This is a genomic window from Winogradskyella sp. (assembly GCF_003712105.1).
Classification (GTDB): Bacteria; Bacteroidota; Bacteroidia; order Flavobacteriales; family Flavobacteriaceae; genus Winogradskyella.
Genome location: NZ_RHLG01000004.1, coordinates 259,424 through 274,601 on the forward strand (window position 1 = coordinate 259,424; position 15,178 = coordinate 274,601).

The 15,178-nt window shown below is 32.5% G+C and carries 12 protein-coding genes and 1 tRNA gene; 3 read left to right on the forward strand and 10 right to left on the reverse strand.

Features of this window, described 5'->3' with window-relative positions; genetic code table 11:
• Positions 1–401: 401 nt before the first annotated feature.
• Entirely contained in the window at positions 402–1,160 is a 759-nt protein-coding gene (locus ED556_RS10870; protein WP_296323472.1) for a DUF481 domain-containing protein, read from the reverse strand.
• Positions 1,161–1,306: 146 nt separating this feature from the next.
• Between ED556_RS10870 and ED556_RS10875 the strand changes: the two genes are divergently transcribed.
• Positions 1,307–2,032, forward strand: a complete 726-nt coding sequence (locus tag ED556_RS10875; RefSeq protein ID WP_296323473.1) for a DNA/RNA non-specific endonuclease — start codon at positions 1,307–1,309, stop codon at positions 2,030–2,032.
• Positions 2,033–2,297: 265 nt separating this feature from the next.
• Positions 2,298–3,041: a LytTR family DNA-binding domain-containing protein gene (locus tag ED556_RS10880; protein ID WP_296323476.1), complete on the forward strand. Its 744-nt coding sequence runs from the start codon at positions 2,298–2,300 to the stop codon at positions 3,039–3,041.
• A gap of 7 nt (positions 3,042–3,048) precedes the next feature.
• Here ED556_RS10880 and ED556_RS10885 read toward each other — a convergent pair whose 3' ends face one another.
• From ED556_RS10885 to ED556_RS10920, 8 genes are all read right to left on the reverse strand, one after another.
• Complete coding sequence (locus ED556_RS10885; RefSeq protein WP_296323479.1) at positions 3,049–3,900, reverse strand: histidine kinase; 852 nt, start codon at positions 3,898–3,900, stop codon at positions 3,049–3,051.
• Positions 3,901–4,444: 544 nt separating this feature from the next.
• Positions 4,445–4,517 (reverse strand) — tRNA-Met (locus ED556_RS10890).
• A gap of 114 nt (positions 4,518–4,631) precedes the next feature.
• Complete coding sequence (locus tag ED556_RS10895) at positions 4,632–5,477, reverse strand: Two component regulator three Y domain protein (protein ID WP_296323482.1); 846 nt, start codon at positions 5,475–5,477, stop codon at positions 4,632–4,634.
• A gap of 129 nt (positions 5,478–5,606) precedes the next feature.
• Positions 5,607–5,789 carry a CPXCG motif-containing cysteine-rich protein gene (locus ED556_RS10900; protein WP_296323484.1) on the reverse strand — a complete coding sequence of 61 codons (183 nt, stop codon included), beginning with the start codon at positions 5,787–5,789 and terminating at the stop codon, positions 5,607–5,609.
• Between the two features lie 9 nt (positions 5,790–5,798).
• The gene (locus ED556_RS10905) at positions 5,799–7,124 is read right to left on the reverse strand and encodes a TolC family protein (RefSeq protein ID WP_296323487.1); all 1,326 of its coding nucleotides are present in this window, start codon (positions 7,122–7,124) and stop codon (positions 5,799–5,801) included.
• A 49-nt stretch (positions 7,125–7,173) separates the two neighbouring features.
• Positions 7,174–10,413 carry an efflux RND transporter permease subunit gene (locus tag ED556_RS10910; protein WP_296323490.1) on the reverse strand — a complete coding sequence of 1,080 codons (3,240 nt, stop codon included), beginning with the start codon at positions 10,411–10,413 and terminating at the stop codon, positions 7,174–7,176.
• Between the two features lie 2 nt (positions 10,414–10,415).
• Positions 10,416–11,552, reverse strand: coding sequence for an HlyD family efflux transporter periplasmic adaptor subunit (locus tag ED556_RS10915; protein WP_296323493.1), 1,137 nt, complete (start codon positions 11,550–11,552; stop codon positions 10,416–10,418).
• Between the two features lie 61 nt (positions 11,553–11,613).
• A complete protein-coding gene (locus ED556_RS10920; protein WP_296323495.1) occupies positions 11,614–13,533 on the reverse strand; it encodes an ABC-F family ATP-binding cassette domain-containing protein in 1,920 nt (639 codons plus the stop codon).
• A gap of 111 nt (positions 13,534–13,644) precedes the next feature.
• Here ED556_RS10920 and ED556_RS10925 point away from each other — a divergent pair, with 111 nt between their 5' ends.
• A complete protein-coding gene (locus ED556_RS10925) occupies positions 13,645–14,028 on the forward strand; it encodes a DUF983 domain-containing protein (RefSeq protein ID WP_296323498.1) in 384 nt (127 codons plus the stop codon).
• A 7-nt stretch (positions 14,029–14,035) separates the two neighbouring features.
• On the opposite strand, the gene ED556_RS10930 is transcribed toward ED556_RS10925, so the two are convergent.
• Positions 14,036–15,085, reverse strand: coding sequence for an FAD-dependent oxidoreductase (locus ED556_RS10930; RefSeq protein WP_296323501.1), 1,050 nt, complete (start codon positions 15,083–15,085; stop codon positions 14,036–14,038).
• Positions 15,086–15,178: the final 93 nt, after the last annotated feature.

Genomic DNA, 15,178 nt, shown 5'->3' on the forward strand with positions numbered 1-15,178 from the left:
TAAACCATCAATTTTCAATGCCACAATTTGAAAGAGATATAACAGATTAGAACATTTTAGGGCATGTCTAAATGTTGTATTTAAAAAGTTGAACTTACAATTTAATCGCTTAACTCATATCAATTTACAACACAAAGAAGTAGATAAAACTTATAATGAAAGAAACAAGACATCTAACGACTAAAATTCATAATTTAGAAATTAAGAAAAATCCTATACGTAATTACATTTTATTGCCTTATTTAAAAATGTGATGGCGTGATTAGGATGACTATTTGAAAGTAATAATATTGCCACACAATTTTTTTGGTTAAAAGAATTGAGATTAACCTTTCTGAATTTACTAAAGGATTTAAAAGCTGTACAAAAATAAGTGCGACAAGAAAAAATACATACACGTATTAATAACTCTTAATCGTAAAGCCAAAAGTTAAAAATTGGTCTTCGCGTTGTTGGCCCTCTACAACAATACTCTCAAAGGTATGTAGGTAATTAATTTTAAAGTTCAAAAACTTCCATATCGGAAACTCTACACCCAAATCGGCTTGCCATCGATAGTTATCGCCATCTTCTAATGATGGCTGAATATAACTTTCGTGATTAACAATAACCTTGCCCTTAAACAAATGGTATTTACCATTAATCCAAACTGTTCCACGAAAGGTATCTATGGTATCTTCTCCATTATATTGGGTGAGATTAAATGAAGTATTATCAAACTCCGTTTCTTCATATTCACTAGAAACTGAAACCTTTAACCAATCTTTATTTTTTTGATATAACTGAAACGTAACACCAGCACCTACTATATATCTATAATCAATTTCACGTCTAAAGTTTGTACTAAAAAACCCTAGCACTAAAGGGTAAATTTTGCGTTCTGGATTAAAATACAGGAAGTTTAAACTCAGAATATCTTCATCTGCCTTTTCTTTACCAAACTCTTGATAGACATATGAGTTCCTGGTTTTATATACCCATTTTTTCCAAGGCTTATAACTAAGCTCAGATTTAGCTCTAAATATTAAAGTATTTACATTACCACCTTGCCAAAAACCGGTTAAGGATAAATTTGCCTTAAGTTTAAGCGAATCACTTTCATTAATCTGCGCTGAAAGGAAACTTGAAATAAAGAGTAAAACAAATGCTAAATTTTTCATTTAAAAAATAAAAAATGATATACATTAAAAACAGGCGAAAATTAGTCAATTAAAATTATTAAACATAAACTTATTTTTTTAAATTAATTGACGTATCTTACTGATTATTAAGACTTAACACTTTTCACTTTAACCTCAACAGAAAAATGCGTCACTTATCCAACCTAAAAAGAGAGACCAGATATGGTATTCCAACTGCAGATCAAATATTATACAATAGGCATTATGCCATTGGCTACTCCTATTATTTCAGGCAAGCAAAATGGGCACTTGAAATTGTAGATCCTGACAAAACTGATGTCAGCCGCTTAGACAATTTTAGACCGGATTATCGTATTCCTGAACGCTTTAGAGCGGACTTAGACGTTTATGAAAACTCAGGATATGATAGAGGTCATTTAGTGTCTAGTGCTAACCAAATTGAAGCAAATATTCAGAATAGTGAAACCTTCTTATTATCTAATATGGCACCTCAAAAGCCCATGTTTAATCGCGGTATTTGGAAACGATTAGAAACTGCAGTAAGAGACTTAGATGCCTTAAAAAAGGTATTTGAAACATATGTTATTTCTGGACCTATTTTCTTTTTTGATGAAGAGGTGGTTATGATAGGTGATAACAACGATAAAATTGATGTCTCATTGCCAATACCTCATGCTTTTTTTAAGTCCATTTTGGTCGAAAACAATACGGGTACAATAAACATGTGGTCTTTTATTATACCCAATAAAATCACCAGTGAGCCACTTGAAAGTTTTTTAGTAGAGACGTCTAAAGTTGAAAAAATATCTGGTCTTGTACTTTGGGACACACTTGTTGGTACTAAAATGCAACGAGAAAAGAACAAAATCAGAAAAATGTGGAAGCATTAGCATCTGGGTTTCTCAAATCAACTAAAACTAGCAGTAATATTAGTTAGTGCCAAGGTTGTTTCAGAAGTTAAAATTAGGTCAAATTCAATAAATACCGCTGCGCTTTAGATAAATCTACAGTTTCGCACAAACCGTTATACTTATCAGTAATACCGTTTAGATTATTTAAATAACCTTTAAATTGATATGTATATTTTTAATGGAAAATGAGATTATCTTTGATATTAGCGTTTACATTTTAAACACTAACTAACTTCGACGAATTATGAACATAGTGGCCATAGATGATAACCCTAATGATTTAAGTCTAGTTAATTCTATGCTGATAAAAAACTTTGGTTCTTTTATTGAACAAGTATTTTTATTTGAAGACCCTGTTAAGGCAATTGACTTATGTTCTACTACGACAATTAATCTGATAATTCTTGATATTGAAATGGCAGGTTTAAGTGGTCTTGAATTTTTAGAGAAGTTAACACCAAATAATGCTGAAGTAATTTTCTCTACATCGCATCAGAAATTTGCTTTGGATGCTTTTAAAAACCATGCATTAGGCTTTTTACTAAAACCTTACTCGGAATCAGAATTTGTTGTTACCGTTACAAAAGCTATAAACTTTATAAGTAATAAAAAGCAAAGTTTGTCTTCCAATATGACTACCGAAAAACTATTGGCCGATTTAATTATAATACGTACTCAAGGTTGTACGTTTATTTCTAAAATACATGAGATATTGCGAATTGAGAGTGTTAACAATTATGCAAAAATATATATGACGGATGGCTCACTGCATCTTAGCTCCTATGGTATTGGCCATTATGCATCTCTATTAAAAGGACATCAAGAATTTTATAGGGTACACAAAGCTCATATTATAAATTTACTTAAAGTCCGAAAATACTTCAGTGATGGTACTATAGTACTTGAAAATGGAGATCATATTCCAGTTGCGAGGAGACGCCGATTTGACTTGATTAAATTGTTTAATGCAATTAATAGCGATGCATAAATATCTACTATGAAAGCACCTTTCGGCACAATATTATCATCTCTACTTTGGCGCCACCATTTTGATTATCTTCTGGGTATTCCGTGTAGTATAAATTGGCACTAGTGTGCAATGAATTCATAAGTAACAATCGCTCTTTTAAAATTTTAGAACCATACGATCTGCGTCTACAATTTGTATTTAATTTATTGCTGGACCTTATACCTATACCGTTATCTATAATCACTACTTTCAATGTATTATTATCAAAGTTTATCTGTCTCAAATCTAAAGTTATAATGAGTTCTTTCATTTGATTCGAAAAACCATGTTCAATACTATTTTCTACTACAGGTTGTAAAAGCAATGGCGGTATTTCTATAGTATCAAGATTATAACTAATACTATTTATAACCTCTAATTTTACCCGACGATTATCAAGATTTTTTAATGATGTGTACGTTTTTAAATAATTAATCTCTTCTGTAATAGCTATCCAGGAGTTTCGACTTAGGTCTAATGTAGAACGCATTAATTTAGAAAAATCAACTAAGCATTCTTCAGCACCTTTTTTGTCATTTAAGGACATTTTATGTTTGATAGTGTTTAATGTATTGAATGCAAAATGAGGATGCATTTGAGCTAATAATGATTTAGATTGCAGTTCTATAAAAAGTAATCTATTCTGGCTCTCTTTCTTTTTCTTATGGGACAATAACCAAAGTATGCCAGTAACCATTACAGCTATAATAATAAAAAATAATAACCATGATGTATGATAAAACCTATCGAACAGCTCAGTGGAAAATGCCAAAATACTTTCCGTTTCTAAACTATTATTGTCAAAATAACTTGTTGTATGATTTATAGTAGATTTCAAACGTTCTAAAACACCAAATGTTACTCTATATGTATTATCAATTTTCTTGCTTATTGAAGTAAATAGATACTTAAACTGGTTTTAAATTTCCAGTATCAAAATTTGATGTAAAAGTATTTCAGCCGATAGCTAATTCTAAATGTGAGGTAATAATCGGTTCATATTAGGATTAATTGGTAAATTTTCAGCTAGTCTGTCTATGAATTATGCCTAAATCGCTAAACAGATGATTAGGCCAGGAATTTTTCGAATAATTTAAAACAGTGCTGATAGGACATAAACGACATAGGGTAGATCGAGACACCTCATGCTAAAATACATAAGGATTTACCCTTATGTGAGGCACATTTAACCTATTGGCTTGTTGTAGCGGGAACAGGATTCATTTTGATTGCTTCGCAATGAAATGGACCAGAATAAGTGAAACTTGTACAAAGAAAACCAATGACTTTGTCATTACTTAATTTAAACTCTAAAGCATAGATATAAATATCTAGCTTTAGCGCATAAAAAAACCAATCGTTTATGCGATTGGTTTTCTTCGTAGCGGGAACAGGACTCGAACCTGTGACCTTCGGGTTATGAGCCCGACGAGCTACCTACTGCTCTATCCCGCGATATTGGATGGCAAATATACAACCCTTTTTAATTTTAACAAGTCTTAAAGCAAAAAAAATAACCTCTGCAGATATACAAAGGTTATTTTAACTTAAAAACATGAATTTCTTAAATCAATTATCGTTATCTACTTCTTCGTCAAGAGTTACTAATTCACCCTTTCTATTAGAAGCGTCAATGTCTAAATTTGTAATGTTTGGCATTTGCTCTTGAAGTTTAGCAAAATTACCTGTGAAATTATTGTTTCCTAACAACAGCGTATTAAGGTTGTTTAATCTTGCAATGCTAGATGGTAACTCGCCATAAAAGCTATTGTTAGATAATATTAATTCTTCAAGTTTAGCCAAGTTTCCTATTCTACTAGGAATGTTTCCAAATAACTTATTATCGAATACACTAAGTATTTTTAAGTTACTAAGTTTTAACACACTTTCTGGTAATGTACCCATTAATTGATTACTACTTAAGTTTAGATTTTCTAATTTTTGCAGATTACCAATTGTCGACGGAATTTCTCCCGTAATATTATTATTATATATTTCAAATAATTTCAAATTCGAAAGCTTACCAAACTCGCTTGGTATTTCACCACTTAACCTATTAGAAAATAATTTAAGAGATTGTAATTGAGTTAACTCTGAAAATTCTGAAGGTAATTCTCCTTCAATAGCATTAAATGATAAATCTAATACCTTTAAAGCAGTCAACTGGTTTATTGTATTTGGAATGCTTCCTGATAAATTATTAAAGCTCAACTTAATTGCTACTACATTATCGTTTTCAATTTTAAGTCCATACCAAGTTGATACAGGAGCTTCTAAATCCCAAGAGGTATTCCAGCTTTCGCCGTTAGTTGAAGTATATAAATCTATGAGAGCATCTTTTTGTGTTTGTGAAACTTCTGCAAACGAAATTGCAGTTAAAAACACACATGATAAGAATAGATAAAACGTTTTCATTTTTAGGTCGATTTGGGCGAGGGAACCGTTTTAACATATCAAACATAGGAGAAAATTATCAAAATCCGACAAAATAATCCGTTTTTTCGACGAAATGCATAATCAAAATTAAGTTTTCAACCCAAAATACTATTGTTCAATACTTGTAGCTTCTAGGAATTCTACATCTAGACCATTAGTAACGACGCTTATTTGTATAGGATTACAGCAAACTTCGCAGTCTTCGATATAGGATTGTTGTGTAATAGAAACATCTATTAACATGGAAATTTCTTCCCAACAATATGGACATTGAAAAAACTGCTCCTCCAAGTTCTTTAATTAGAGTTCTGTATTAAGTAATTCGCCACTAATTTGTAATACAATGACCTCAGCTAGTTTAGCATCGTATTTAGCTTGATTCCTATTTAAAATCGCGTTAAGAAGATTAAGTTGTGCCTGTCTAAATTCTATAGAAGTGACTTGACCTAGCTTAAATTTTTCTTCAGTACGGTCAAAATTGTTCTTTGCAGTCTTTATATTATCCTCTTGTACTTCATAAATCCTAAGCTTGTTTTTATAATCGTCCCAAGCATTATTGAAATTACGTTCTATCTCAATTTTTAGCTGCTCTTTTTGAAGTTTTTGATTTTCGAGATTTATTCTGGCATTTTTAACCCTTGTTATTGTACCGCCACCATCAAATAAATTCCATGTGAGATTAACACCTGCAGCTACATTAGTACTCGTATTTTGAAGTACAAAAGCTAGAGGACTGTTGTTGTTAGACTCGTTCCATCCGTAAGTACCTGTAAGACCAACTGTAGGCAGATAACCTGATTTATTAGCTTTGAGCGTAAACTCATTTATAGCGATATTCTTTTCATTCTGAATTAGCGTAACATTATTTGCGTAGAGTTTTTGTAGCAAATTTTCTTTATCTAATTGAATTAAAAAGTTGACCGTTGTATCAATTTCAAAAGTATTGGTGATTTTATTTCCAGTTACCAAATTTAAATCACGTTTTAGATTAATTAGGTTTTGTCTAGAATTAATAACACTTATACTATCGTTATTAATATCGACTTCAGCATTTAAAACATCTAATTTGGTATTCTGTCCATAATCAAATTGATACTGACTGCGAGTTAGTCTATCTCTCGAAATGTTTATGGTTTCTTCAAAAGACCTTAAGTTCTCGCTCTGTCTTGCCACATTGTAATAAACCGTAAGTAATTGTACAATGGTATTCTCAATGGTCTCTCTTGCCTGAAGCTCAGATAAATTATATTCTTCTTTTAAACGTTTATAATTGTAATATCTTCCCAGTCCATCAAAGAGTGTATAGTTAAGATTTATTGAGGCATTATAACGCCTAGTTTCAGCACCTTCAGCAACTCTTGTATCGCCATTTGCCAATTGTCCTTCTGCATCCTGACGGTCAATATTACCGCCTGCTATACCAGTTATTGTTGGTAAATAACCTGAATTTAAAATATTCTTATTATTAGCTGCAGATTCAACATTATTATTAGCTATTAAGATGCCATAGTTATGTTCTAATGCCAGCTGAATGGCTTCAGAGGATTTCACAACATTCTGTGACTTTGAAAATCCAAAGCCAAAAATTATGAATAGAACTATTACTTTTATTTTAAAATGTTTCATTTTCTTATTGTTCTGAACAACTTAATTGTAACTAATCATTAAATGAAGATTATTCTATTTTAAGTGATTCTGAGCCAAAATGCTCCAGCTCTTTTTGTTCTTTAATTGCTCTTTCTACTTCCTCTTTTGTCACCTTTTTATTTGTATATAACCACTTCGCATTTTGCTTAATAAAATTGCTGAAGGATAAAAATATTGGAAGCACGATTAATGTCAATACCGTAGCAAAACCAATTCCATAGGCAATAGATACTGCCATAGGAATGAGAAATTGTGCCTGACGGCTTTCTTCAAAAATAAGCGGTGTTAATCCTGCAACAGTTGTTATCGACGTTAAGAATATGGCTCTAAATCTCGAACGACCAGCCTCATACAAAGCATCATCAAAGGATAGTCCTTCTTTTAAATTTGAATTAAACTTTGTAATCAATACAAGGCCATCATTAACCATTATACCTATTAATGCAATAATACCTAGAAGTGATAAAATATTTAGTGGGAAATCATGTATCCAATGACCCCAAGCTACTGCTGGTAAGCTCAATGGTATAATTAATAATAAAATTAGAGGTTGACTATAACTTCTAAATGTAAAGGCAATGACTACATAAATCAAGACTAAAATTATTAAACCAACTGGTCCTAAAGAATTGGTAAGTTTTAGTCGTTCTCTATTTTGTCCTTCGTAAGACGGTGAAACAGTTGGATATTTTGATAATATATCTGGCATAACTTCGTCTCGTATCTCTGCCATGATATCTGTAGTACTCGTCTTTTTTGGGTCTTTTACATCTGCAGTCACCTGAATTTCTCGTCGTCCTTCTAAATGATTAATAGCTACATCGCCACGCTCTATTGAATAATTTGCGATTTCACGTAAAGGAATACGACTACCATTTTGGGTAACAATTCGCATGTCATCGAGATTATTAATTGATGACCTGTTTTCTCTATTGTATCTAACCCAGACTCTTATTTCGTCCTGACCACGTTGAAAACGTTGTGCTTGCGCCCCAAAAAATGCCGCTCTAACTTGGTTCATAACAGTTCTTAAATCTAAACCTAAGGCATAGGCACTTTCCTTAAGTGCTAATCTGATTTCCTTTATTCCGGCTGGGTCATTGTCTTTTACATCTTTAAGCAATACATTAATTTCAAGGTATTGCTTAAGTTCTTTTTTAACCGCTTTTAAATCAGAAATGTTATTTCCTAGTAAGGATACTGATACTGGATTACCACCAAAATTACCGCCACCACCATAAACTAAGCTCTCAACACCAAGAACTGGCCCAACGCGTTCACGTAATCTATTTGTAACTAATTGGGTAGTGATTTCATTTGGCCGTTCTTCGCCTGGTAATAAATTAATGACTAGTTGAGCTGTTGCCGATCCTGGACCAATGGTCTTAATCATATTCTCAACTAAATCCTGCTCATAATCAGCACCGAGATATTCTGCATCAATCTCTTTAGTCACCTCAATGGCCTTCTCTTCAATAAATGATATAATACTATCAGTTACATATTGGTTTGTACCATTTGGCATATTCAAATCCACTGCTACTCTATCACTAGCAATTTGAGGAAAAAATGAAACTCTTATAATACCACCACCAATACTAGAAAACGTAAGTATCATAAAAACTATAAAAAACGAGAAGGTTAGGAATTTATATTTTAAGGCAAATCTAAGGCTCGGACTATAAACATTATCTCGTAGCCAGTTCATTACCTTACCACCAAACGTATTGATATATCGTAATTTTGAAAATGCTTTTTGAAAGAATCCTGCCAATCCTTTTTTTTCCTTTTTATTTTGCGCTCGTAACGCCTTAGAATGTGCTAAATGCGCAGGAAGTATTATTAATGCCTCTACTAATGACACTACTAAAGTGAGAATTACGACTACTGAAACTTCACCAAAAAACTCACCAATACGGCCATCTAAAAATAAAAATATCCCAAAAGCTAGTACTGTTGTTGTAATAGCCGAAATAATAGCTGGAAGTACTTCCATTACACCATCAACAGCAGCTTGTTCTGGAGACTTACCTTTTTCGTAATGTTGGTAAATATTTTCTGCTATTACTATTCCGTCGTCTACTAAAATACCTATAACGATAATCATCCCAAAGAGCGATAGTACGTTGATTGTTACGTTAAAATAGCCTGCAAACATAAACATACCTAAAAAAGCAATAGGCAAACCAAAAGCTACCCAAAACGCCAAACGGGTATTTAAAAACAAGGATAAGAAAATTAAAACCAGAATAATTCCGGCAATAGCATTTTCAGTTAACAATTCTGTACGTTGTACAAGTGTTGTAGATAAATCTCGTACAACATTAAGCTGTACATTATCGTATTTTTGATTGAATTCTTCAATATAAGCTTTAGTCTTTTCTGCAGATGAAATTAAATCTTCAGAATTTGTACTCGTTATAGTTACGGATATGGATAAATTATTATTGTAAAAACTAGCATTTGGCGTTTCGGAGAATTGATCCCTAACAATAGCAATATCTTTAAGTTGAATTTTACGACCTGATGGGTCTGACTTTACAATAAGGTTTGATAAATCATCGGCAAAGTATGAGCGATTTTTTGCGCGTATTAAATATTCTTCAGCATCAGTTTTAATAGTACCACCAGTACTGATTAGGCTCGCCTGATTAATGGCTTGAGAGACTTCATTAAACGTAAGATTATATGCTAATAAACTATTCTCATCAATCGCTATTTCTATTTCTTCTTGTGGATAACCCGAAATTTGAATTTGAGAAATGCCATCAATTCCTCTTAAATCATTTTCAACTTGACGACCAATTTGTTTTAAAGTAGCTAAAGGGATATTATTACCACTTATGGCAAACGTAATTGTTGGTCTCGATGCCTCTTGCTTTGCAACTACCAAAGGCTCCATACCTACAGGAAAAGATGGTACTCGATCTACTGCATTTTTAACCTCTAAAAGCATAAAATCAATGTCTTTTCCTTTTTCAATTTCAACGTTTATATTTCCGCTATTTTCTCTCGAAGTTGAAGTTACGCGCTCAACACCGTTTAACCCTTTAAGATTATCTTCAATTTTAAGCACTATACCTTCTTCTACCTCTTGAGGAGAAGCACCTGGATAGGTCACATTAATGCTTATATTTTTAGAATCAACTAATGGAAAGAAAGACGATTTTAATTTTGATGCTCCAAATAGTCCAAATATCAAAAAAGCAAAAATCACGACATTAACAGCAACGCTATGTCTAATAAAGTAAGTTATTAGCTGTTTCATTGTTAATTGTCTAAGGAAGTGCTTTTAGGATTACTTTCAAATGGCTTTACAGCCATACCAGCATAAGCCCCTGGAACCGATTTTGATAATATTACAGTTCCATTTGGCAGGCCTTTGAGAACGGCTTTCGTATCAGAAAAATAAACAGGATTTACATCAACAATATCCAAAATACTATCTCTAACTACAAAAACTCTATCACCTTCTAACACCAAACTACGATTAATCTCAATTGCATTATCTTCTGATTTAGCATTAAGATTTGCCTCTAAGTACATACCCTCTTTTAGATTAGCTCCAGACACTTCTAGATATGCATTAATGGTTTGGGTAGTGGCGTCAATGCTTCCGTTTACTCTTGATACTTTACCCGTATAAGTTTGTGTTTTATCTAAGTTATTTAAGCTTACTGTTTCGCCTACTTTTAACAAATTAGCGTAAGATTTACCTAATGCAACTTCCATCTCATAAATCGATGGATCAATAAATTCTCCTAATTTTTGGCCATTACGTATCAATGAGCCTTCTGTAACTAAAGCTTCTATTAAAATGCCTTTGAATGGTGCACGGATATTAAACTTTGTTAATCGTTGCTCTAAATTTTTAACATTATAATAGTTTGTTATTATTCCTCTTCCTGTGATGAAATAATTTTCTTTTTCTGAAGTCATTTCGGGTAATTTGGGCGTAGTGTTATCTAACTTAAAACCATTAAGGTAGTTTTGCCACTTTGAATAGACCTCAGGAAAATCTAATCTTAAGTCAGGCATTATTGCTGCAATTGAATTGTACAATACACTTTTAGCAGATTGTACACTTGCATAATGCTCTGTGGCATCTACACGAATTATGGTTTGACCGTTTTGGTATTCTTGACCTGGACGAAACAATTTCCCTGTTGACCTAAATATACCTTGAACTTCACTAAATATTTCAACTCGTCTCTTAGCAACAAGATTTCCGGTAGCAGGAATTACTATCTGGACAACAGCATTATCAACAGTATCTGTAAATACTGTCTTTACAACTTTTGCTGGTGCTTGTCGTTGTTTCTTCTTACTATTGGCAATCTCTTTTCCTATAAAAATAGCGCCCACAATAAGTAATACTCCTAAAGCGGAAAGAATAATATTTCGCATTTGATGGTTATTTTAGGCACAAATTTACCTATAACCAAAAGCGCGTGTCGTTAAAATAATCTTAATTGTTAAAATTTAGAGAATCTATTGTATGCTGTACATTCTCCCAATCTTCCATTAAAGCATCGAGTTGCTGCTTCTTATTTTGGTATAAGTCAAAAAACTCTGGATTTGAAGCAGTTTCGTCATAATTGGTAACTAACAATACGTCATCTTCTTTAATGCTTTTCTCTAAATCATTAATTTTAGATTCAATATTACTGAGTTTATTATTTAAAGATTTTAAGCGCTTTTGGTCTTCATAAGACTTTTTATTATCACTAGTTTTTTGAGTTTTTTCGGTAACTGTTCGCTTTTCAGCCTCACGAAGATTTTGCAGGTTTCGTTGTTCTAAATAATAGTCGATATCACCAAGATATTGTTTTACTTTTTGATCTTTAAACTCATAAACGGTCTCTGTTAATCCTTGAAGAAAATCCCTATCGTGAGACACCAAAATTAGCGTGCCTTCAAATTTTTTGAGCGCATCCTTAAGCACATTTTTAGACTTAATATCTAGATGATTCGTAGGCTCATCCATTATGAGCACATTTAATGGCTGTAATAATAATTTGGCTAATGCCAATCTGTTACGCTCACCACCAGATAACACTTTTACATACTTTTCTACTTCTTCACCTCTAAACAAAAATGCCCCAAGAATATCTCTTACCTTACTCCTATTACTTTCATTTGCTGCATCAATCATTGTATCTAAAACCGTCTTATTACCATCTAAATACTCAGCTTGGTTTTGAGCAAAATATCCTATTTGTACATTATGCCCCAAAGACAGTTGACCTTGATGTTTAATTTCTCCAACAATAATTTTTGCCAATGTAGACTTGCCCTGACCATTCTGCCCAACAAATGCAGTTTTTGAATCTCTAGGAATTGTAAGGCTTACATTATGAAGCACTTGTAAGTCACCATAAAACTTTGAAACGTTTTCAATCTCAACCACTACTTTTCCGGGAATAATAGAAATAGGAAAGTTTAAAGTCATCACAGCATTATCTTCTTCATCGACTTCAATTCTATCCATTCGCTCTAATTTTTTAATCAGTGACTGCGCCATGGTTGCTTTAGATGCCTTAGCTCTAAATTTATCGATAAGCTTTTCGGTTTGTTGAATTTGCTTTTCCTGATTTTTTTGTGCTGCTAGCTGTTGTATTTTAATTTCATTTCTAAGCTCTAAGAACTTTGTATAAGGCTTATTATAGTCATATATTCTACCTAAAGTGATTTCTATAGTTCTGTTAGTTACATTATCTAAGAACATCTTATCATGTGATACAATGACAACTGCACCTGAATAAGTTTTCAGAAAACCTTCTAACCAAATAATAGATTCTATATCCAAATGGTTTGTAGGCTCATCTAAAAGCAATAGGTCATTATTTTGAAGTAATAGTTTTGCTAATTCAATACGCATGCGCCATCCTCCAGAAAATGTATCGGTTAGTTTATTAAAATCTTCTCGTTTAAAACCTAAACCTTGAAGAATCTTTTCTGTTTCGCCTTGATAATTATAACCGCCCAAAATTTCGTATTGATGCTGTATGTCATTTAAATCAATCATTAACTGATTATAAGATTCACTTTCGTAATCTGTGCGTTCAGCCAAATCAATATTAATTTTTTCTAGCTGTGCTTCAAGTGTTTTTATTTCTTTAAATGCTTCATAAGATTCTTCTAATACTGTCTTCCCAAAGTCAAAATCAATGTCTTGTTTTAAGAAACCAATTTTTAAATCTTTATCTGCTGCAATCTGGCCTTTATCGTACTCTTGCTCTTTGGATAGAATACGAAGCATCGTTGACTTACCCGCTCCATTTTTACCAATAAGTCCTATTCGGTCCCCATTACCAAGTTTAAACGTGATATCTTCAAAGAGAAATTCGCCTTGAAATGAGATAGAAAGATTATGAATATTGAGCATAGTTTTTGAATATAACTATATAGTTAAAACATGAATAAACTTATCTGATTACAACAACTAAAATCCTAATTTTGTATTGTAATCCGAACGCAAAAGTAAACGTTTTTAGTTATGATTAGAAAAGGAATGAAGCTTTATAGTATTTTGTTTGGTAGTTGCCCTAAATGCCACCAAGAATCAATGTATGTTGAGAAAAACCCATACATTATTTCTGACACTTTAAAAATCAACGACCAATGTTCTCATTGCCAGACTAAATACCGTATGGAGCCTTCATTTTTTTATGGCTCGATGTATGTTAGTTATGGCGTTGGTATTGCTTTTGCAATCACTGCATTTGTTATAAGCTTTATTATTCTCGAAACATCTTTAGTAACAGCTTTCATCGCCATAATCGCTACATTAATCGCTTTTATGCCAATAATTATGCGTCTTTCAAGAAATATATGGATTAACTTGTTTATGAGTTATGACAAGACTCTTGTTAAGAAATAAAAATCATCTAGAGATTCTCAAAGCGTTTTATATCTATTTCTCTATCTAACTCTTGACCAGTTTCGATATAATCGTAGAGTTTTCGTGCCACATAAGGTCCAATCATAACACCACGAGTACCTAAACCATTTAAAACATAAAGGTTATTGTATTGACTATGTCTGCCTACTAATGGTCTTCGGTCTTTGGTTGTTGGCCGAATCCCAGCTCGGTGGTCAATAATCTCAAAATCACAGGTAATAAAGGTTTTTAACTTAGTTATAAGTTCTTCTCTAGCCTCAACCGAAGGTGTATTTGTTTTATCTACCCAGTCGTATGTAGCACCAACTTTATATTCATCATTACCTATTGGTATGATAAATACAGATGATTTTATGGCAGCGTCTAATCTCAGTTCAGGAGCTTTTATAGTTAATACTTCACCTTTGGTTCCATTTAGCGCTATATGTTTGAAAAACGGATTTTTTTTCACACCAAAGCCTTCTGCAAATACAATTTGGTTAGCTGTTATATCTCCATGTGATAACTGTTGTGGTGATATTGATAACTCATCATAATCAAAATGTTTTTGGAGCAATTGATTGTTTCGCTTAAGATGTGCTTTGTAACTCATAATCAGTTGCTCAGTATCTAATCGACCAGCATGTAAAACCTCACCAAAATTAAATGGAGCGTCTACATATGTATAAGAATTTTGCACTATGACTGCGGACAGGAATGGTTCCAAATTGGATTTATCTGAAGCTGTAAACCAAAGATTTTGTTCTTCAATAGAACTGAAACGTCTTAATATTGAAATCTTAAAATCTAGTTTAGTTTCTAATTTAGATTCTATGTTTTCATAAACTGGAAGTGCTAAATTGAGTTGCTCTTGGGATTTCCATACTTCTGAAAAGCGTTTCAATATTACAGGATTATACAGACCAGCAGCGACTATTGAAGATTTTTGTGAGTTGTCATCAAAGACAACAAAAGTTTTATTATTAGCTCGTAAAACCTCACAAAAAGAGATACTAGCCAAACCACAACCTACAACTATATAATCGACTGTTTTCACAGCACAAAGCTATGAAATTTAATAGCGGTTATAATTGTTTGAAATAAAAAACGCTCACATAATGTGAGCGTTTTTTACTTTATTAGTATCCGG

What these genes read in the sequence shown, in the direction of transcription:
- ED556_RS10910 (WP_296323490.1), bottom strand. Translation starts at nt 10,413, where the DNA reads ATGAAACAGCTAATAACTTACTTTATTAGACATAGCGTTGCTGTTAAT.
- ED556_RS10915 (WP_296323493.1), bottom strand. Translation starts at nt 11,552, where the DNA reads ATGCGAAATATTATTCTTTCCGCTTTAGGAGTATTACTTATTGTGGGC.
- ED556_RS10895 (WP_296323482.1), bottom strand. Translation starts at nt 5,477, where the DNA reads ATGAAAACGTTTTATCTATTCTTATCATGTGTGTTTTTAACTGCAATT.
- ED556_RS10920 (WP_296323495.1), bottom strand. Translation starts at nt 13,533, where the DNA reads ATGCTCAATATTCATAATCTTTCTATCTCATTTCAAGGCGAATTTCTC.
- ED556_RS10880 (WP_296323476.1), top strand. Translation starts at nt 2,298, where the DNA reads ATGAACATAGTGGCCATAGATGATAACCCTAATGATTTAAGTCTAGTT.
- ED556_RS10870 (WP_296323472.1), bottom strand. Translation starts at nt 1,160, where the DNA reads ATGAAAAATTTAGCATTTGTTTTACTCTTTATTTCAAGTTTCCTTTCA.
- ED556_RS10875 (WP_296323473.1), top strand. Translation starts at nt 1,307, where the DNA reads ATGCGTCACTTATCCAACCTAAAAAGAGAGACCAGATATGGTATTCCA.
- ED556_RS10905 (WP_296323487.1), bottom strand. Translation starts at nt 7,124, where the DNA reads ATGAAACATTTTAAAATAAAAGTAATAGTTCTATTCATAATTTTTGGC.
- ED556_RS10925 (WP_296323498.1), top strand. Translation starts at nt 13,645, where the DNA reads ATGATTAGAAAAGGAATGAAGCTTTATAGTATTTTGTTTGGTAGTTGC.